At 66.2% G+C, this 17,884-nt stretch carries 18 protein-coding genes; 5 read left to right on the plus strand and 13 right to left on the minus strand.

The features are described 5' to 3' along the window. Positions 1 to 10: 10 nt before the first annotated feature. The gene (gene coaD / locus F3H32_RS03630; protein ID WP_149764487.1) at positions 11 to 505 is read left to right on the plus strand and encodes a pantetheine-phosphate adenylyltransferase; all 495 of its coding nucleotides are present in this window, start codon (positions 11 to 13) and stop codon (positions 503 to 505) included. A 54-nt stretch (positions 506 to 559) separates the two neighbouring features. Continuing rightward, the gene (locus tag F3H32_RS03635; RefSeq protein ID WP_149764489.1) at positions 560 to 1,417 is read left to right on the plus strand and encodes a DUF2189 domain-containing protein; all 858 of its coding nucleotides are present in this window, start codon (positions 560 to 562) and stop codon (positions 1,415 to 1,417) included. An 88-nt stretch (positions 1,418 to 1,505) separates the two neighbouring features. Here the strand turns inward: F3H32_RS03635 and F3H32_RS03640 are convergent, their stop codons facing one another. The 8 genes from F3H32_RS03640 to pyrC all read right to left on the minus strand — a co-directional run bounded on the left by F3H32_RS03640 (position 1,506) and on the right by pyrC (position 10,243). Further along, complete coding sequence (locus tag F3H32_RS03640; protein WP_115754315.1) at positions 1,506 to 2,015, minus strand: bactofilin family protein; 510 nt, start codon at positions 2,013 to 2,015, stop codon at positions 1,506 to 1,508. Continuing rightward, on the minus strand, positions 2,005 to 3,294 hold the full coding sequence (locus tag F3H32_RS03645; RefSeq protein WP_149764491.1) for a M23 family metallopeptidase: 1,290 nt from the start codon (positions 3,292 to 3,294) through the stop codon (positions 2,005 to 2,007). The genes F3H32_RS03640 and F3H32_RS03645 overlap by 11 nt, the downstream gene beginning before the upstream one ends. Positions 3,295 to 3,710: 416 nt before the next feature. Then, complete coding sequence (locus F3H32_RS03650) at positions 3,711 to 5,105, minus strand: helix-turn-helix domain-containing protein (protein WP_115754317.1); 1,395 nt, start codon at positions 5,103 to 5,105, stop codon at positions 3,711 to 3,713. A gap of 60 nt (positions 5,106 to 5,165) precedes the next feature. Then, positions 5,166 to 6,374, minus strand: coding sequence for a multidrug effflux MFS transporter (locus tag F3H32_RS03655; RefSeq protein ID WP_149764493.1), 1,209 nt, complete (start codon positions 6,372 to 6,374; stop codon positions 5,166 to 5,168). 61 nt (positions 6,375 to 6,435) lie between these two features. After that, positions 6,436 to 6,798 carry a DMT family protein gene (locus tag F3H32_RS03660; protein ID WP_149764495.1) on the minus strand — a complete coding sequence of 121 codons (363 nt, stop codon included), beginning with the start codon at positions 6,796 to 6,798 and terminating at the stop codon, positions 6,436 to 6,438. Then, positions 6,795 to 8,294: a replicative DNA helicase gene (locus tag F3H32_RS03665; RefSeq protein WP_149764497.1), complete on the minus strand. Its 1,500-nt coding sequence runs from the start codon at positions 8,292 to 8,294 to the stop codon at positions 6,795 to 6,797. Before F3H32_RS03665 ends, F3H32_RS03660 begins: the two co-directional genes overlap by 4 nt. Positions 8,295 to 8,531: 237 nt before the next feature. Further along, positions 8,532 to 9,203, minus strand: coding sequence for an orotate phosphoribosyltransferase (locus tag F3H32_RS03670; RefSeq protein WP_149764498.1), 672 nt, complete (start codon positions 9,201 to 9,203; stop codon positions 8,532 to 8,534). After that, on the minus strand, positions 9,200 to 10,243 hold the full coding sequence (gene pyrC / locus F3H32_RS03675) for a dihydroorotase (protein ID WP_149764500.1): 1,044 nt from the start codon (positions 10,241 to 10,243) through the stop codon (positions 9,200 to 9,202). The genes F3H32_RS03670 and pyrC overlap by 4 nt, the downstream gene beginning before the upstream one ends. A gap of 127 nt (positions 10,244 to 10,370) precedes the next feature. On the opposite strand from pyrC, the gene F3H32_RS03680 reads away from it, so the two are divergent. Then, positions 10,371 to 10,685, plus strand: a complete 315-nt coding sequence (locus F3H32_RS03680; RefSeq protein WP_115754323.1) for an antibiotic ABC transporter — start codon at positions 10,371 to 10,373, stop codon at positions 10,683 to 10,685. Between the two features lie 69 nt (positions 10,686 to 10,754). On the opposite strand, the gene gap is transcribed toward F3H32_RS03680, so the two are convergent. From gap to F3H32_RS03705, 5 genes are all read right to left on the minus strand, one after another. Then, positions 10,755 to 11,756 (minus strand): type I glyceraldehyde-3-phosphate dehydrogenase, encoded by a 1,002-nt coding sequence (gap, locus tag F3H32_RS03685; protein ID WP_149764501.1) that lies wholly within the window; start codon positions 11,754 to 11,756, stop codon positions 10,755 to 10,757. A gap of 332 nt (positions 11,757 to 12,088) precedes the next feature. Then, positions 12,089 to 13,123, minus strand: coding sequence for a 4-hydroxy-2-oxovalerate aldolase (gene dmpG / locus F3H32_RS03690; protein ID WP_149764503.1), 1,035 nt, complete (start codon positions 13,121 to 13,123; stop codon positions 12,089 to 12,091). Continuing rightward, a complete protein-coding gene (locus F3H32_RS03695; RefSeq protein WP_149764505.1) occupies positions 13,120 to 14,046 on the minus strand; it encodes an acetaldehyde dehydrogenase (acetylating) in 927 nt (308 codons plus the stop codon). The genes dmpG and F3H32_RS03695 overlap by 4 nt, the downstream gene beginning before the upstream one ends. Positions 14,047 to 14,076: 30 nt before the next feature. After that, positions 14,077 to 14,928: a fumarylacetoacetate hydrolase family protein gene (locus F3H32_RS03700; protein WP_149764507.1), complete on the minus strand. Its 852-nt coding sequence runs from the start codon at positions 14,926 to 14,928 to the stop codon at positions 14,077 to 14,079. A gap of 46 nt (positions 14,929 to 14,974) precedes the next feature. Then, positions 14,975 to 15,724 carry an SDR family NAD(P)-dependent oxidoreductase gene (locus F3H32_RS03705; RefSeq protein ID WP_149764509.1) on the minus strand — a complete coding sequence of 250 codons (750 nt, stop codon included), beginning with the start codon at positions 15,722 to 15,724 and terminating at the stop codon, positions 14,975 to 14,977. Positions 15,725 to 15,875: 151 nt separating this feature from the next. Here F3H32_RS03705 and F3H32_RS03710 point away from each other — a divergent pair, with 151 nt between their 5' ends. After that, on the plus strand, positions 15,876 to 16,322 hold the full coding sequence (locus F3H32_RS03710) for an Lrp/AsnC family transcriptional regulator (protein ID WP_115754329.1): 447 nt from the start codon (positions 15,876 to 15,878) through the stop codon (positions 16,320 to 16,322). 385 nt (positions 16,323 to 16,707) lie between these two features. Further along, the gene (locus F3H32_RS03715) at positions 16,708 to 17,880 is read left to right on the plus strand and encodes an ABC transporter substrate-binding protein (RefSeq protein ID WP_149764511.1); all 1,173 of its coding nucleotides are present in this window, start codon (positions 16,708 to 16,710) and stop codon (positions 17,878 to 17,880) included. Positions 17,881 to 17,884: the final 4 nt, after the last annotated feature.

Here is a 17,884-nt window from a genome sequence, read left to right on the forward strand (position 1 = left end):
GGCAACCCCAATGCGCATCGGGCTATACCCAGGCACCTTCGATCCCATCACCATGGGTCATCTCGACATCATCCAGCGCGCGCTGGAACTGGTGGACCGGCTGGTGATCGGCGTGGCCATCAACCGCGACAAGAGCCCGCTTTTCTCGCTGGAGGACCGGGTCGCCATGGTGCGCGAGGAATGCGACCGCATCGTCGCCCGGCGCGGCGGCGAAATCGTGGTCCATCCCTTTGACAACCTGCTGATCGACTGCGCCCGCGATGTCGGCGCCAAGGTGATCGTGCGCGGGCTGCGCGCGGTGGCGGATTTCGAATACGAATTCCAGATGGTCGGCATGAACCGCGCCATGGACGAAAGCATCGAGACGGTGTTCCTGATGGCCGATGCCCGCCGCCAGGCCATCGCCTCGAAACTGGTCAAGGAAATCGCGCGGCTGGGCGGGGATGTGTCGAAATTCGTGTCGCCCGGCGTCCGGGATGCCCTGACGGCCCGCTTCGCACGCTAAGGCTTTTTCTTTGCCGCGGGCCTGCTAACATTTGTCCTATTGACGGAGGAACAGATGGTAGCGACCGATTCGGATCCCAGGCCCATTCCCACCCCCATCCCCGAACCCGAGCGGCCGCCGCTGCCCGATCCCTTGCCCGACCGGGGCCCAGACGACATTCCCATGCCCGATGTGATCGGGGTCGAGGCCATTCCGGCGGTGCTGGTGGCGGGCTGGCGGGATTTCCGCCGCGCCCCGGCCTTTGGCCTGCTGTTTGCGGCCTTCTATGTCGCGGGCGGGCTGGTGCTGACCGCGGTCGCAACGGCTGCGGGGCGGGAATGGTGGCTGATGCCCTTTATCGTCGGCTTTCCGCTGATCGCGCCCTTTGCGGCCGTCGGCCTATACGAGGTCAGCCGGCGAATCGAATCGGACCGGCCGCTGGTCTGGCGCGAGGTGCTGGCGCTGGTCGTCGCGCAAAAGGACCGGCAGATCCCGTCCATGGCCATGGTCATCCTGCTGCTTTTCATGTTCTGGGTCTTTGTCGCCCATACCACCTTTGCCCTGTTCATGGGGGTGTCCGCGCTGACCAACATCACCACCTCGCCCGACGTGCTGCTGCAAGGCCGCGGGCTGGTCATGCTGGCGGCGGGCACGGCGATCGGCGCGGGCTTCGCCGCGTTCCTGTTTTCGATCACCGTGGTGGGCCTGCCGCTGATCCTGGACCGCGAGGTCGATCTGGTCTCGGCCATCATCGCCAGCTTTCAGGCGGTGGCGGCGAACCTGCCGGTCATGCTGTCCTGGGCCGTGGTCATCGCCACGCTGCTGTTCGCCGGCATCGTGCCGCTGTTTCTGGGGCTGTTCGTCGTGCTGCCGGTGCTGGGCCATGCCAGTTGGCACATGTATCGCCTGCTGATGCCCGACCCCGAACCCTAGTCTAGGCGGGGGGCAGATCAGGCTCGGCGCAAACGAACAAGGGCGGCCCGGCGGCCGCCCTTGTCCTGTCTGTCCCGGAACGGGCCGATCATCCGGCCTCGCCGTCCTTGTCGCTGCCGCGGCCGGCCGGCGGGGCCAGCTTCTTGGTGACGCCATTGGCCAGCGGGTCTTCCTGGCGCTGGACGGACCCTTCGAAATGGGCGCCGGATTCGATGGCGATGGTCTTGTGGATGATGTCGCCCTCGACCCGCGCGGTGGCGGTCAGCCGCACCTTGAGGCCGCGGACACGGCCGATGACGCGGCCGTTCACCACCACCTCTTCGGCGACGATTTCGCCGCGGATGGTGGCGCTGTCGCCGACGACAAGCTGATGGGCGCGGATGTCGCCTTCGACCGTGCCTTCGACCTGGATGTCGCCCTGGGTCTGGATATTGCCGGTGACGGTCAGGTCCGAGGACAGGACCGAAGGTGCTGTGCGCGCCCGCGCCGGCGCTGCGGGGGGCATGTCATAGCTCGTGTCAAGGCCGCGCGGCGGTTCGGATTCGGGCGTCGGCTGGGTGCGGGGGCCTGGTTCGGTGACACGGGTCTTAGAAAACATTTTGGGCTGCCTTGATGAAGCTCATGGGGTCCACGGCCCGACCGTTCACGCGCACCTCATAGTGAAGATGCGGCCCGGTCGATCTGCCGGTATTGCCCATATCACCGATCCGGCTGCCGCGCGATACCTTTTGGCCCACCTTCACGCGAATCTTGGACAGGTGGCCATAGCGGGTTTCGGTCCCCAGCTCGTGCTTGATCTTGATCAGGTTGCCATAGCCGCGCTGCCAGCCGGCAAAGGTCACGACGCCGTCGCCGGTGGCATGGATCGCCGTGCCGACCGGCGCGGCCAGGTCGATGCCTTCGTGCATCCGTCCCCAGCGGCGACCAAAGGTCGAGCTATAGCGAAAGCTGGACTGGACCGGCATGGCCAGGGGCATCTTTTCGACCGCGATGCGATAGCGGTTCACCTGGTCCAGGGTGATCAGGATCTCGTTGGCCTTGGCTTCGCCCTGGGTGATCTCGGCATTGCCGCTTGAGGAATAGCTGATCGGGTTCAGCGGGCCGCCCTGGCCGGCATAGCCGCGGCGCACGGTGCGCAGGATCTCGTCGGGGTTCATGCCGACGCTGCGGAACATGTCGTCCAGCGGCTTGATCGAGACCGAGACGGCGTCTTCCAGTTGCGACAGGATCTCGTCGTTGCGGGCGACGATCTGGTCACGTTCCAGGGTGACGGCATCGGCCAGGCGTCGGGCATCCTCGGCCTCGCGCAGGGCGCCGGCGCGCTGTCCGGCGGCCTGGTCCAGTTCGCCCGCCAGGATATCCAGCGCGGCCTGCAATTCCGCGGTGCGGGCCGGATTGGCCTGATCGCCGGCATTGGCCAGCGCGGGGGAGTCCTGCTGGTTCTTGACCGCCTGTGTCAGGCTGGCCTGCACCGCGGCCAGGCCGGTTTCCAGTTCCCGCCGCCGCGCCTCGGATTCCAACAGCATGGACTGCATGTGCGACACCTGGTCCAGCGCCATGGCAAAGCGGTCCTGTGCGGCAACCGCTTCGGCGGCGCGGCGGTCGCGCTCGGCCGAAAGATCGGTCAGCCGCGCCTCCAGCGCGCCTTGCGCCAGCCGTGCCTCGTTGCGGGTCGAGCCGGTGTTGACCGCATCGACGACCAGGATGGAACTGGCGATGATCGACCAGCCGAAGACCAGGGCGATCCCGCCCAGGCCAAGAAGCTGGGTAAAGGGCCGCAGGCGAAGGAAGCGGGTGGCCTTGTCCGATTTCAGGAAAAGGCGCTGCTCTGGCAGCCGGCGTTCAAGCACCGCATTCAGGCTATGGATGATGCGCAATGTCCCTGGTCCATCTTTGTTTGGGCCGATCCGCCGGACAGACCCAGCCGTGGCTGGCCCGGATAAATCCGACCTGTGGTCAAAGCGCAACAACCACGGGATATTTGCCCAATCCTTGGGCGGATTGATGCCGATACCGGCGCGGTCCCCCGGTGGATATTCGCCGGTGGCGATCTGGCCGCTTGACGCAATCACGGGTTGAAAGAGGCAATGCTCTGCATAAATCTCTAAAAATATTTAGGAATATCAGCTTCGTTGCAGCCTATGGCGGCCAGGCTGCGGGCATTTGTCGCGGCATTCCCAACTGCCTTGCCATTGGGCAGCGGCCGCCGGCCAGCGCCCGAGGGCAGGCGATTCCCACGGGTTTTCTCGGCGAAGCAAGGAACCCCAACTGAAATGGCGCGTTTGTCGCGGTTTCACGCGATCTCATAGGGCAGGGGACCGGGGCGGTCCTGCGGAATGCGGATATGCCGGTCCACGGGCGGCACCGATCGCTGATGGCAGTTCGGCCGGGGACAGATGCGGCAGGACACGCCGATCGGCTCGAACAGCAGCGGATTGCCCAGGTCCAGCCCGTCGGCATAGACCACATCGCGGGCATGGCTGATCTCGCAGCCCAGGCCGATGGCAAAGCGGCGCACCGGCGCGCCAAAGGCGCCCGCCGGTTTCGACACGTCCCGCGCCAGCAGCAGATAGCGCTTGCCGTCCGGCGTCTCGGCCAGTTGGCGCAGGAAGCGGCCGGGGGTCTCGAACGCCTGATGCACGTTCCACAGGGGGCAAGCGCCGCCGAAGCGGGCGAATTGCATGCGCGTGGCGGAATGGCGCTTGGTGATGGTGCCGGCCTGGTCGACGCGGACGAAAAAGAACGGCACGCCGCGGTCGCCGCCGCGTTGCAGGGTCGAAAGCCTGTGCGCGACCTGTTCCAGCGAGGCGTGGAACAGATGCGCCAGCCGCTCCAGGTCGTGCCGTTCTTCGCGGGCGGTGGCCAGGAAGCGGGCATAGGGCATCATCGCCGCGCCGGCAAAGAAGTTGGCCAGCCCCAGCCGGGCGATCTCGCGGGCCGAGGCGCTGCGGAACCGCGCCATGTCCAGCGTCGCTTCCAGCAGGTCGCCGCGCGTCTCTAGCGCCAGCAGGTGCAGCAGTTGAAAGGCTTGCGTCGGCGGTTCGGCGGCGGCGTTCAGCGTGATGCGCCTGCCCTCGCGCAGATAGACCGGGCCGCTGCCCAGTTCGGCCAGCGTCACCTCGATCCCGCGCTCGGCCAGGGCCGCCAGGGCGCGGTCCAGCGGCCGCAGGTCGGGGCGCGAGCGGGCGAAATGTTCGGCGGCGCGGTCCACGGCGTCGATATAATTGTCGCAATAGTGAAAGAAGTCCCGCACCTCTTCCCAGGGCGAGGGGGTGGCGTTCTGCGCCCCCGCCCCCAGCGCCTCGTCCAGCGCCGCCAGCCGCTCTTGCCCCTCGCGATGGGCGCGGTAAAGGTCCAGAAAGGCGCGGGCCAGCGCCGGGGCATTGGTCGCGGCCAGCCGCAGGTCGGCGCGCGGCGGCGCGGCGTCGAACAGCGGATCGGCCAGCGCCTCGGCCATGTCCATCACCATGCGCTCGGCATCGCCCACGGCCATGGCGCCCAGATCGACCGAAAATTCCGACGCCAGCTTCAGCAGCACCCCGGCGGAAACCGGGCGGTGGTTGTTTTCCATCTGCGACAGATAGGGCAGCGACACGCCCAGCCGGTCGGCAAAGGCGCGCTGGGTCAGGCCGGCACGGGCGCGCGTCTCGCGCAGGGCGACGCCGGCATAGATCTTTTGTGTGGCCATGCGAGACCCCCTTTTTGCAAAGCAGCCATACGCTTTGCAAAGGTGGCGCGGCAAGGGGGATCAGCGCCCGGCGATGACCTGTCTTTCCCGGATGATCACCCAAAGCGCGAAGCCGATCGAGGCGATGGCCGAACTGGCCATGATGATCAGCAGCGGCGCCGCGCCCGATTCGGCGTCCAGCAACGCCCCGGCCAGGGCGGCCAGGCCCGCGCCGCCGGCCACCGCCATCGCGCCCCCCAGCCCGCTGGCGGTGCCGGCAAGTTCGGGGCGCACGCTCATCATCCCGGCATTGGCATTGGGCAGGACCATGCCGTTGCCCAGCCCCATCAGCCCGACCGCGCCGAAAAACACCAGCGGCGTCAGCCTGTCCATCAGGTCCACCGCCAGCGCCAGCAGCAGAAAGACCGAGCAGAGCATCGCGCCGATCAGGATCATCCGGTTCATGCCGATCCGGGTCGAAAAGCGCGCCGACAGGTAATTCCCCAGCGCATAGCCGATCGAGGGGCCGGCGAACCAATAGCCGACCTCGGCCGGGGACAGGTGCAGCACCACCTGGCCCACGAAAGGCGCGCCGCCCAGATAGGCATAGAACGACCCGGCGCTAAGCGTCGCCGCCAGCGCATAGCCCCAGAATCGCTGCGACCGGGCCAGCACCGGATAGGTGGCGATCTGCTGGCGCAGCGGCACGCCGCCGCCGCGCGCCGTCTCGTTCAGGTCAAAGGCGCAAAGCGCCATGACCGCCAGCCCGATCAGCCCCATGGCAACGAAACTGGCGCGCCAGCCCAGGGTCTCGTCCAGCACGCCGCCAAGCGTGGGCGCGATCATCGGCACCAGCGACATGCCCATGGTGACATAGCCGATCATGCTGGCCGCCTGTTCGGCCGGGACGATGTCGCGCACCACGGCACGGCTGATCACGAAGCCGGTGGTGGCCACCGCCTGGATCAGCCGGAAGACCATGAACCAGGCGGCATCCCTGGCCAGCAGCGCCCCCACCGTCGCCACCAGGAAGATGGCGAAAGAGCCCAGCACGACCGGCCGCCGCCCGAACCTGTCGCTGATCGGCCCGCAAAGCAGTTGCAGCACCGCGCTGACCCCCAGAAAGGCCGAGACCGAAAGCTGCATGAAGCTGTATTCCACGCCGAAATCCCGCGCCATCGCCGGCAGCGACGGCAGGAAGATGTTCATGGAAAGCGCCCCCGCCGCCGAGATCGAGACAAGGGTCACAATGCTGGGCCGGCGCGGCGCGGAAAGGGGGGGACTGTTCATGCAGGCAGTTTTGCCCGGCCCGCGTGCAAAGGCAATCGCTTGCCTGCGCCAGCATGCCGCATCAGTTCGGGCCGGTGCCAGGGCCCTGGAAGATCAGGAACGCGCCGAACCCGATGCAGGCAAAGCCCGCCGCGACGTTCCAGGTCAGCTTCTCGCCCAGCCAGGCCCAGGAAAACAGCACAAAGACCGACAGGCTGACCACCTCCTGGATGGTCTTGAGCTGGGCGGCGCTGAAATGGCCATAGCCCAAGCGGTTCGCCGGCACCTGCAACAGGTATTCGAAAAAGGCGATGCCCCAGCTTGCCAGGATGACCAGGAAAAGCGGCACCGCCTTGAACTTCAGATGCCCGTACCAGGCGACGGTCATGAACAGGTTCGACAGGATCAGCAGGCCGATGGTGACGAAAGGCACCGGCAGGTTCATTCAGGGCGATCCCAACTGCGATGTTTTTCCAGGTTGCCGAAGCGGGTAAAGCGGCCCTCGAAGGACAGCTCGACCGTGCCGATGGGGCCGTGGCGCTGCTTGCCGATGATGACCTCGGCCTTGCCGTGGCAGGATTCCATGATCTGCTGCCAGTTGGCCATCTTGTCCAGGTCGTGGTCGGCGGGCTTTTCCCGCTCGCGGTAATATTCCTCGCGAAAGACGAACATGACGATATCGGCGTCCTGCTCGATACTGCCGGATTCGCGCAGGTCCGAAAGCTGCGGGCGCTTGTCCTCGCGCGCCTCGACCTGGCGCGATAGCTGCGACAGCGCGACGACGGGGATGTCCAGTTCCTTGGCGATGGCTTTCAGGCCCTGGGTGATTTCGCTGACCTCGTTGACACGGCTGTCCTTGGCCGAGGCGGCGCGCAGAAGCTGGAGATAGTCCACGATCAGCAGGTCCAGCCCCATGGTGCGCTTGAGCTTGCGGGCCCGCGCCGCAAGCTGGTTGATCGGCAGGGCCGGCGTGTCGTCGATGTAAAGCGGGCAGTTCTGCAAGTCATGCGCCGCCTTGACGAAGCGGCGGAACTCGTCCTCGGTCATGTCGCCGCGGCGGATCGCCTCGCTGGGCACTTCGGCCGCCTCGGACAGGATGCGCGCGGCCAGTTGTTCGGCCGACATCTCCAGGCTGAAAAAGCCCACGACGCCGCCCGCCACCGTGCCATGGCTGCCATCGGGAAATTCGCCCAGGCGATGCACCTTGGCGACGTTGAAGGCGATGTTGGTGGCCAGCGAGGTCTTGCCCATGGACGGCCGCCCGGCCAGGATGATCAAGTCCGAACGGTTCAAGCCGCCCATCTTGCCGTCCAGGTCCACAAGCCCGGTCGAGATCCCCGACAGCCCGCCGCCGCGGCTGAAGGCGGCATTGGCGGCATTCAGCGCCCCGGTGACGGCGGCGAGGAAGCTTTGAAAGCCGCGCTCGGCCACGCCCTGCTCGCCCAGCTTGTAAAGGATCTGCTCGGCTTCCTTGATCTGCTCTTCGGCGGAATCGCTGACGGTGACGGTCGAGGCGCGTGCGGCGATGTCCTGCCCCAGCCCGATCAATTCGCGCCGCAGGGCGAATTCGCGGATCATCTGCGCATAGTCCCGCGCCGCATGGGACGAAATCGCCGCCCCCGCCAGCCGCGCCAGATAGGCCGGGCCGCCCAGTTCCTTCAGCCCGGCGTCATGTTCCATGAAGGCCTTGATCGTGACCGGGCTGGCCAGGGCGTTCCTGGCGATGCGCTCGGCGCAGATCTCGTAGATGCGGCGATGGACCGGGTCGTAGAAATGCCCGGCCTGGATGATGCGCGAGACGTGGTCGTAGACCTCGTTATTGGTCAGCAGCGCGCCCAGCAATTGCTGCTCGGCCTCGATCGAAAAGGGCACCGCCTGCGCGGCCGCGGCTTCGGCGATCTCGCCGGGTTTCCTGATTTCGACGGCGCGCAACTCGCTCATCCCCTGGTCTCCGACCTTCGACTCGGCTGGGGGTCGTTATCCACCTTATGCGCCCCGCGGTCCATCGGGATATGCTGTGGATAAGCTGTGGGCGGAATGCCGCGCCTGCGCCGGCGGCAAGGGCGGCATGGGTATTTGAAAAACGGAGAAAGACCAGGCGCGGCCTCCGGCCTTCACCGTTTCTTAAATACCCATGCGGCCGTGCTGCCGGGCGCTACGCCCGCAGGCCGGGCCGGATCAGGGATGGGCGGCCTGCCAGGCGCGGGGATCGGTCAGGAAGCTTTCGACCTCGGCCAGCGTCGCCTGATCGTAGAAACCCTGCGCCTTGGCCTCGGCCAGCACGTCCCACCAGGTGCAAAGATGGTGCAGCTTGACCCCGTGATCCGCCAGGCGCTGGGTGGTTTCCGGGAAGATGCCGTAATAAAAGATCACCGCCGTATGGCCGCAGGTCGCGCCGGTCTCGCGGATCGCGTCGACGAAGCTCAGCTTACTGCCGCCGTCGGTGGTCAGGTCTTCGACCAGCAGCACGCGCTGGCCCTCGGTCATCGTGCCCTCGATGCGGGCGTTGCGGCCGTAGCCCTTGGGCTTCTTGCGCACATAGGTCATCGGCAGTTCCAGCCGCTCGGCCACCCAGGCGGCAAAGGGGATGCCCGCCGTCTCGCCGCCGGCCACGTTGTCGAAGGCGGCGAAGCCCGCCTCGCGCAGCACGGTTGCGGCCAGGAAATCCATCAGCGTCGCGCGGATGCGCGGAAAGCTGATCAGCTTGCGGCAGTCGATATAGGTCGGCCCCTTCAGCCGCGAGGCATAGGTAAAGGGCTCGGCCGCGTTGAAATGCACCGCCTTGATTTCCAGCAGCATGCGCGCGGTCAGCCGGGCGATTTCCTCATGCGGGGGGAAGGGCAGGGTCATGCGGGATCCTCGACGTGCCAGTAAAGCGGGAAGCCGGGGTCGAAGACGGTGACGGTCTCGTCGCCGGCGGGGATATGGGTCGGATATGCGGCGGGCGTATCGCGCCGGACCAGGCGGATGCGGTCCTGGTTCGGCTTCATGCCGTAGAAAGCGGCGCCGTTGAGTGCGGTGAAGCCTTCGAGCCGGTCGAGCGCGCCTTCGTCCTCGAAAACCTGGGCCAGGATCGACATGGTGTTGGGCGCGGTGAAGCAGCCGGCGCAGCCGCAGGCCGATTCCTTGGCGTGGTCCGGGTGCGGCGCCGAATCGGTGCCCAGGAAGAAGCGCGCATCGCCCGAGACCGCGGCGCGGCGCAGCGCCAGCCGGTGCGTTTCGCGCTTGGCGACCGGCAGGCAATAATAATGCGGCCGGATGCCGCCCGCCAGGATGTGGTTGCGGTTGATGACCAGGTGATGGGTGGTGATGGTGGCGCCGATGTCGTCGTTGCCCGCGACGTAATCCACCCCGTCCGAGGTGGTGATATGTTCCATCACCACCCGCAGGCCGGGCGTGGCGCGGCGGATCGGGTCCAGCACCCGGTCGATGAACGCGGCCTCGCGGTCGAAGATGTCCACCGCCGGGTCCGTCACCTCGCCATGGAAGCAGAGCGGGATGCCGGCCTGGGCCATGGCCTCCAGCACGCCGCGCACCTTGTCGAAATCGCGCACGCCCGAGGCCGAATTGGTGGTCGCGCCGGCCGGGTACAGCTTGACCGCCGCGATGATGCCTGCCGCATGGGCGGCCAGCACATCGGCCGGGTCGGTGGTTTCGGTCAGGTAAAGCGTCATCAGCGGACGCAACGTCATTTTCGGCCCCAGGGCCGCGCGGATGCGGTCGCGATAGGCTGCGGCCTGCGCCCCGGTCACCACCGGCGGCACCAGGTTCGGCATGATGATCGCGCGGCCAAAATGGCTGGAAAATGAAGCCACTGCCTGCAACATGGCGCCATCGCGCAGGTGCAGGTGCCAGTCGTCGGGGCGTCGGAGCGTCACGGATTTGGTCATGGTTTTCCCTCTATACCGGGTGCTGCAACAACGCCATAGGGCAAAGAACCACCATAAGCCGGGCCTTGGCATTTCCTTGCCGCGGGGGCAGCCTGCTTCGCCTGTTCTTCGTTCAAGGGAATTCGTGATGAGTTTCGGTATGATGAATTTTTCGGCCATGCAGGCGCAGCTGCTTTTGTGGCAGCAGATGACGCGGCTGACCTGGGAATCGCAGATGGTAATCGCGCTGCGCACGGCGGGAATGATCGGGCTTTTGCGCCAGGACGCCGCCGAGCCGCAGCGCATGGTGATCGAAAAGGCCGATGCCGCGTCCGAGGCGCTGCATGCCGCGCTGCGCGCTGCCGGGCGGGGCGAGCGCGCCGACCGGGTCATGGCGGCGGCGCTGCGCCCCTATCGCAAGCGCACCCGCGCCAATGTGCGGCGGCTGTCGGGCAAGGGCTGAGGCGGGGCCAAAACGGAAAAACGCGCCCCGACGAGGGCGCGTTTTCGGTTTCATGGCAAGGCCTGGGGCTTAGATCAGCTTGCCCATGGCGACCGCGGTGTCGGACATGCGGTTCGAGAAGCCCCATTCGTTGTCATACCAGGTCAGGATGCGGCAAAGCTTGCCCTCCATCACCTTGGTCTGGTCCATGTGGAAGACCGAGCTGTGGCTGTCGTGGTTGAAGTCCGAGGAGACCAGCGGCTCGTCGGTATAGCCCAGGATGCCCTTGAGCGGGCCGTCGGCGGCGGCGCGGATGGCCTGGTTGATTTCCTCGACCGAGGTGTCGCGGGCGGCTTCGAAGACCAGGTCCACGACCGAGACGTTCGGGGTCGGCACGCGGATGGCCACGCCGTCCAGCCGGCCCTTGAGTTCGGGCAGCACCAGGCCCACGGCCTTGGCCGCGCCGGTCGAGGTCGGGATCATCGACAGCGCCGCGGCGCGGGCGCGATACAGGTCCTTGTGCATGGTGTCCAGCGTCGGCTGGTCGCCGGTATAGCTGTGGATCGTGGTCATGAAGCCGCGGGCGATGCCGATCGTATCGTTCAGCACCTTGGCGACCGGCGACAGGCAGTTGGTGGTGCAGCTTGCGTTCGAGACGACCCGGTCGTCCTTGGTCAGCGTGTCGTGGTTCACGCCGAAGACGATGGTCTTGTCGGCATTGTCGCCGGGGGCCGAGATCAGCACCCGCTTGGCGCCGGTCGACAGGTGCGGCTGCACCTTTTCCTTGGAGGCGAAGATGCCGGTGCATTCCATGATGACGTCGATGTCGCCCCAGGGCAGATCGGCCGGGTTGCGGATCGCCGTGACCTTGATCGGGCCGCGGCCGACGTCGATCGAATCGCCCGAGACCGTGACCTGAGCCGGGAAGCGGCCGTGGACCGAGTCGTAGCGCAGCAGATGCGCATTGGTTTCGACCGGGCCCAGGTCGTTGATCGCCACGACCTCGATATCATTGCGCCCCGATTCGATGATCGCGCGCAGCACGTTCCGACCGATCCGGCCAAAGCCGTTGATCGCTACCTTGACAGCCATAGGTTTCCTCCCGCCGCTGATGATGTTGCGTGCAGGAAATAGCCCGCATCTTTGGAGAAATGCAAATGCATGACGCCCGTCACGGCGAAAACTGGGCCCAAAGGGGGACCTGAGGGGGGCGAGTGCGGCGTATAGCCGCAACCGCGGGCCCGGCGCAGCGGCCGGGGCGGGGCGGATCCGCAAGGCGCGGCCCCGGCCGAATGTGCGGGCGAATCGCGCCACGGGCACCGCGATGCGCGGCGCAGCAAGGCCCAGAACGCGGCCTGCGGGCCAGAAACAGCAGGCCGCCGGACCGGCCGGAAACCCCTGATCCGCGCCGCGGCCGTCGGGGATTATCCCTGCTGGGAGGCTTTCGCGCGCATGGTCAGCGCCAGGTCCTCGATCATGTCCTCCTGGCCGCCGACCATGCCCTGCCGGCCCAGTTCGATCAGCAGATCGCGGGCGGGGATGCCATAGCGCTGTTCGGCGCGTTCGGCGAACAGCAGGAAAGAGGAATAGACCCCCGCATAGCCCAGGATCAGGGAACTGCGGTCCACCCGGATCGGGCGTTCCATCATCGGCACCACCAGGTCCTCGGCCGCGTCCTGCACCCCGAAAAGATCGACCCCGGTGGCGATGCCCATGCGGTTGAAAACCGCCACCAACTGCTCGGTCGCGGCATTGCCGGCGCCGGCGCCCAGCCCGGCAAGCGCCCCGTCGATCCGGCCCGCCCCCGCCTGAACCGCCGCAAGCGAATTGGCGATCGCCATGCCCAGATTGTTGTGGCCGTGGAACCCCACCCCGGTTTCGGGCCGCAAGGCGTCGCGCAGCGCGCCGATGCGGGCGGTCACGTCGGCGGGCAGCAGATAGCCGGCGGAATCGGTGCAATAGACCGTGCCCGCGCCATAGCTTTCCATCAGGCGTGCCTGCTCGGCCAGTTTTTCGGGCGATGCGCGATGCGCCATCATCAAAAAGCCGACCGTGTCGATCCCGGTTCCTGCGGCGTGGCGGATATGCTGCTCGGCGCAATCGGCCTCGGTGCAATGGGTGGCGATGCGCACGCCCGAGATGCCGCAATCCATCGCCTGTTTCAGCATGTCGACCGTGCCGATTCCGGGCAGAAGCAGGGCGGAAACCTTGGCCTGCTTCATCCTGGGGACGACGGCGCGCAGATAATCCAGATCGTCATGCGCGGCGAAGCCGTAATTCACCGACGAGCCGCCAAGCCCGTCTCCGTGGCTGACCTCGATCCAGGGGATGCCGGCTTCGTCGGCGGCGCAGGCCACCGCGACCATCTGTGCGGTCGACATCTGGTGGCGCAGGGGATGCATCCCGTCGCGCAGGCTCATTTCGTGCAGGATGACCTTGCGTTCGCCGGTGGTGTTCATGGCTTTCCCCCTTGGCCGCGTGCCGGCAAGGCGATGCGGCCTTCCGCGGCCTCGACCGCGAAAAGCTCGGCCGTGCGCAGGGCTGCTGCCGTCATGATGTCAAGATTGCCCGCATATTTGGGAAGGAAATCGCCCAGCCCCTCGACCTCCAGGAACAGCGACACCCGCCGGTCGTCGAAGACCGGCCCGTTCACCAGCCGGTAGCCGGGAACGTATTTCTGCACCTCGGCCAGCATGGCCTGGACGCTTTCGGTGATCTTCTGCTGGTCGGGCGCGCCTTGGGTCAGCACATGCACGGTGTCGCGCATGATCAGCGGCGGCTCGGCCGGGTTGACGATGATGATCGCCTTGCCCCTGCGCGCGCCGCCCACGGTTTCGACGGCGGCGGCGGTGGTGCGGGTGAACTCGTCGATATTGCGCCGCGTTCCCGGCCCGACCGAGCGCGAGGAGACCGAGGCGACGATTTCGCCGTAATCCACCGGCTGCACCCGGCTGACGGCGGCAACCATGGGGATCGTCGCCTGTCCGCCGCAAGTGACCATGTTCACGTTCATCCGCGCGGCGCGGACATGCTCGGCCAGGTTGACCGGGGGCACGCAGAACGGGCCGATCGCCGCCGGGGTCAGGTCGATCATCATCACGCCCAACTGGTTGAGAAGGCGCGCGTTTTCTGCATGCGCATAGGCCGAGGTCGCGTCGAAGGCGATGCGGATGTCGTCGTCAAGCACATGGGGCAGGGCGCCGGCCACCCCTTGGGCGCTGGTGCGCAGCCCCATTGCGGCCGCGCGTTTCAGCCCCTCTGATTGCGGTTCGATCCCCACCATCCAGCGCGGCTCGATCCATTCCGAACGCGCCATCTTCATCAGCAGGTCGGTTCCGATATTGCCGGGACCGATGATGAGGGCGCCGAGTTTGCGGCTCATTTTCCTGGTTCCTTCATGCAGGCGGCTTGTTCAGCGCGGCTGGCTGTCGCGGATGGTCTGGCGCTGCCGGCCAAGCCCTTCGATGCCCAGTTCCACCACGTCGCCGGGTTTCAGCCAGACCGGATCGGGTTTCATTCCCATGCCGACGCCGGGCGGCGTGCCGGTGGCGATCACGTCGCCGGGCATCAGGGTCATGAAGCGGCTGACGTAAGAGACGATGGTGGCGGGGTCGAAGATCATCGTGCCGGTATTGCCGGTCTGCCGACGCTCGCCATTCACATCCAGCCACATGTCCAGGTCGTTCACGTCCGCGATCTCGTCGCGCGTGACCAGCCAGGGGCCAAGCGGGCCGAACGTGTCGCAACCCTTGCCCTTGTCCCATTGCGGCGACTGCATCTGGAAGGCGCGTTCCGAGATGTCATTGGCCAGGCACCACCCCGCCACATGGTCAAGCGCGCTTTCGCGCGTGACGTTGCGGGCAATGGTGCCGATGACGATGGCCAGTTCGACCTCCCAGTCCAGCTTGCTGCCGCCTTGGGGCATGATGGTGTCGTCGTCGGGGCCGCAGATCGCGGTGACGGCCTTCATGAAGATGATCGGCTCGGGCGGAATCGGCAGGTTGGATTCGGCGGCATGGTCGGAATAGTTCAGGCCGATGCAGATATATTTGCCGATCCCCTCCAGCGGCGGGCCCAGCCGGGGATTGCCCTGGACCAGCGGCAGCCGGGAGGCATCGACTGCCGCAAGGGCCGAAAGCGCGGCAGGAGAGATATCCGCCCCCGTCAGCCGCGCCTTCAGGGCCGACAGGTCGCGCAATCCGCCCGCCGCGTCGATCATCCCCGGCCTTTCCTGGCCGGCGGGGCCAAATCTGCAAAGTTTCATCGGCTATCCTTTCTTTGTGGCGCCGCAGGTCGCACTGCGGCAGGGGTCAGATGGCAAGGAAACCGCCATCGACCGGCAGAACGTGGCCCGTGGTCATCGCCGCGCGCGGACCGGCCAGAAAGGCCACCGCTTCGGCAACGTCGCCGGGGCTGGCAAGGCGGCGCATGGGCGTGAACAGGCCGACCCTTTCGACAAAGCCGGGATCCGCCTTCAGCGGCGCGATCAGATCGGTATCGACCCAGGTCGGGGCCACCGCATTCACCCTGATGCCATGGCAGGCCCATTCCGCCGCCAGCGCGCGGGTCAGGTTGACCATCCCGCCCTTGCTGGCCTGATACGACAGATTGGCGTAAAGCCCGCCCGACAGGCCCATGATCGAGGCGACGTTGACGATATTGCCGCCTTTGCGGGGGATCATGATCCGCCCGGCCGCCTGCGCGCACAGGAAGCTGCCGGTCAGGTTGACGGCGATCACCCGGTCCCAGTCCTGGGGCCGGCAGTCCAGCGTCGGGCCGCGAATGGCGATTCCGGCATTGTTCACCAGCAGGTCCAGCCCCTCGCCGGCCTGGTCGATCTTGGCAAAGACCCGGCCCACCGCCTGCGGGTCCGCGACGTCCAGGGCCATGGCCGTGGCGCCGGTTTCGCCGCAAGCCATGTCGAGGGCATCTTCGTCATGGTCCAGCAGGATGACGCGGTAGCCTTCGCGCATCAGCGTCACGGCGCAGGCCCGGCCGATGCCGCCGGCGCCGCCGGTGATCGCCGCGACGGGCGCAATCTGGCCGGATTCGTCCTGCATGTGGCTGCTTTCCCTTCGTTAGGCCGGATGACCCGATCCGTTGCGGGCAGCCTAGCGGCAAGGTGGCGCTTGATCCTGACTTGTGGCGCTGGAAAACAGCAAATAAAACCGTTCATCAAATTAAACCGTCACAACTGTTCAGGATTCGCGCATGGTGCTGGATGAAATCGACCGCAGGATACTAGAGGCGCTGCGGCGTAACGCGCGGGCCAGCCATGTGGAACTGGCCGCGCAAGTAGGCCTGTCCGCCTCGGCCTGCGCGCGGCGGATCCGCATTCTTGAACATGAGGGCGTGATCCGCGGCTATACCACGATCCGCGACGTGTCCGCGGCCAAGGCGCGCCGGCCGGTCTTTATCCAGGTAAAACTGGCGACTCCCAACGCGGAATCGATGCGGAAATTCGAAAATGCCGCGCGAAAATGCGAAGAGGTGCGCGAGTGCTTCCTGATGACCGGAGAGGCCGACTACCTGCTGCGGATCGAGATCGACGGCCTTGACGACTTCGAATCCGTGCATGCCGAGGTGCTGTCGCGCCTGCCCGGCGTCTCGGGGATGCTCTCAAGCTTCACGATCCGCAGCGTCTTTTCCTATCTTTGAACGCCGGAGCCTCTGGCGGAACGGTGGGAATCACCCCCGGTGCGGGCGGTTGGCCCGACCCTGTTCCCCGAGAATAACGGTTCATCCAGGGGTAGAAATGTTCCGCCGGTAACGTCGGGCAGGGAACACCTGATTCAGGGAAAACCCCCCGAAGCTTTCCCAATTAATCGCTATATGGCTGTAAAACATGCGATTTATGCTGAGCAAAGCACCTTCTCCTAGCACCTTTCCCGCGCCTCGCTTTTTGATGAAACGTTTTATTGACAAGGCCGTTCTGCCCGCCTTAGGTTAACGGCGTGGCGGTAGTGATGGGCACTTCGGAAGGAGGGGTGTCTGCGGGGCCGCGGTTGCGGGCCGCCAAGCCACCAACAGGGGAGGATATGGAATGGCTTTGGGTTTTGGCCGTCTTTTGGGCGGGACTTTGCTTGCGTCCCTGGCCTTGGGCGGGACGGCTTTCGGTTGCGAACTGAAGATCGGCTCTCCGGCGGTTCTTTCGGGGCCTGCGGCGCAATGGGGCCTTGCCCTGCGCGGCGCGCTTGAATTTGTCGCCAAGGAAACCATGCAAGAAGAGCGGCTTGTCATCGACGGCACGCCCTGCACCGTCACGCCGGTGGTGATCGATTCCAAATATACCGCCGAAGGCGCCGCCTCGGCCATGAACGCCCTGGCGGCCGAGGGGGTCAAGGTCGTCGTCGGTGCGGTCGGATCGCCCGAAGTGACCGGGATGAAGCCGGTGGCGACGCGCAACCGCATGGTTGCCATGGTCAACAGCTTTGCCAAGGACGCCATCGGCCCGCAATGGCCCAACGTGTTTCATATCGGACCCGGACCGTCGGGCTGGGCCGGCCCGATCATCGACAAGGGGCTGGAGCTTTACGACTTCGACACGGTCGCCATCGTCGCGCCGAACGATCAGGGCGGCACCGATATCGCCAGCGTGAACGCCCAGGTCTTCAAGGAAAAGGGCGTCACGGCGGTCGAAGAATATTACCAGCGCGGAACGACCAATTTCGCGCCGATCATCACGCGGCTGATGGGGGCAAATCCCGGTGCCGTCGATCTGGCGTCCTCGCCCGCGGGCGATGCGGGGATCATCGTGAAGCAGTTGCGCCAGGCCGGCTTTACCGGGCCGATCTTCCGCCTTGGCGGGCCGGGCACCGAAGAGATCGGCCGCGTGGCCGGGGGCTATGGCGTGCTTCAGGACTTCATCTGGTTCGAGCCGGTCGCCATGGACGAAAACCTGCGCGCGCTTGAAGAAAAGCATCTCGAACTGATGGGCAGCCCGCGCCCCGAGAACGGCGACTATTTCCGCTGGGTCTATGCGGCGCGGATGATGATCAAGGCGGTCCAGGCGGCGCAAACGGTCGATGACGCCGAAAAGATCGCCGAGGCGATGCGCAGCCTGCCGGTGGATGACGAGAATATCGGCGCCGGTCACTGGATCGGCCAGGGCTTCTTCGGGATCAACCAGGAAATGTCCTATCCCTTTGCCATCGGCCTGATCCAGGGCGGCGAGCAAAAGGATTTCATCCGCGCTGAAGCTGTCAGCGAAGGCTGACAGG

Source organism: Paracoccus thiocyanatus, from assembly GCF_900156255.1.
Taxonomy (GTDB): Bacteria; Pseudomonadota; Alphaproteobacteria; order Rhodobacterales; family Rhodobacteraceae; genus Paracoccus; species Paracoccus thiocyanatus.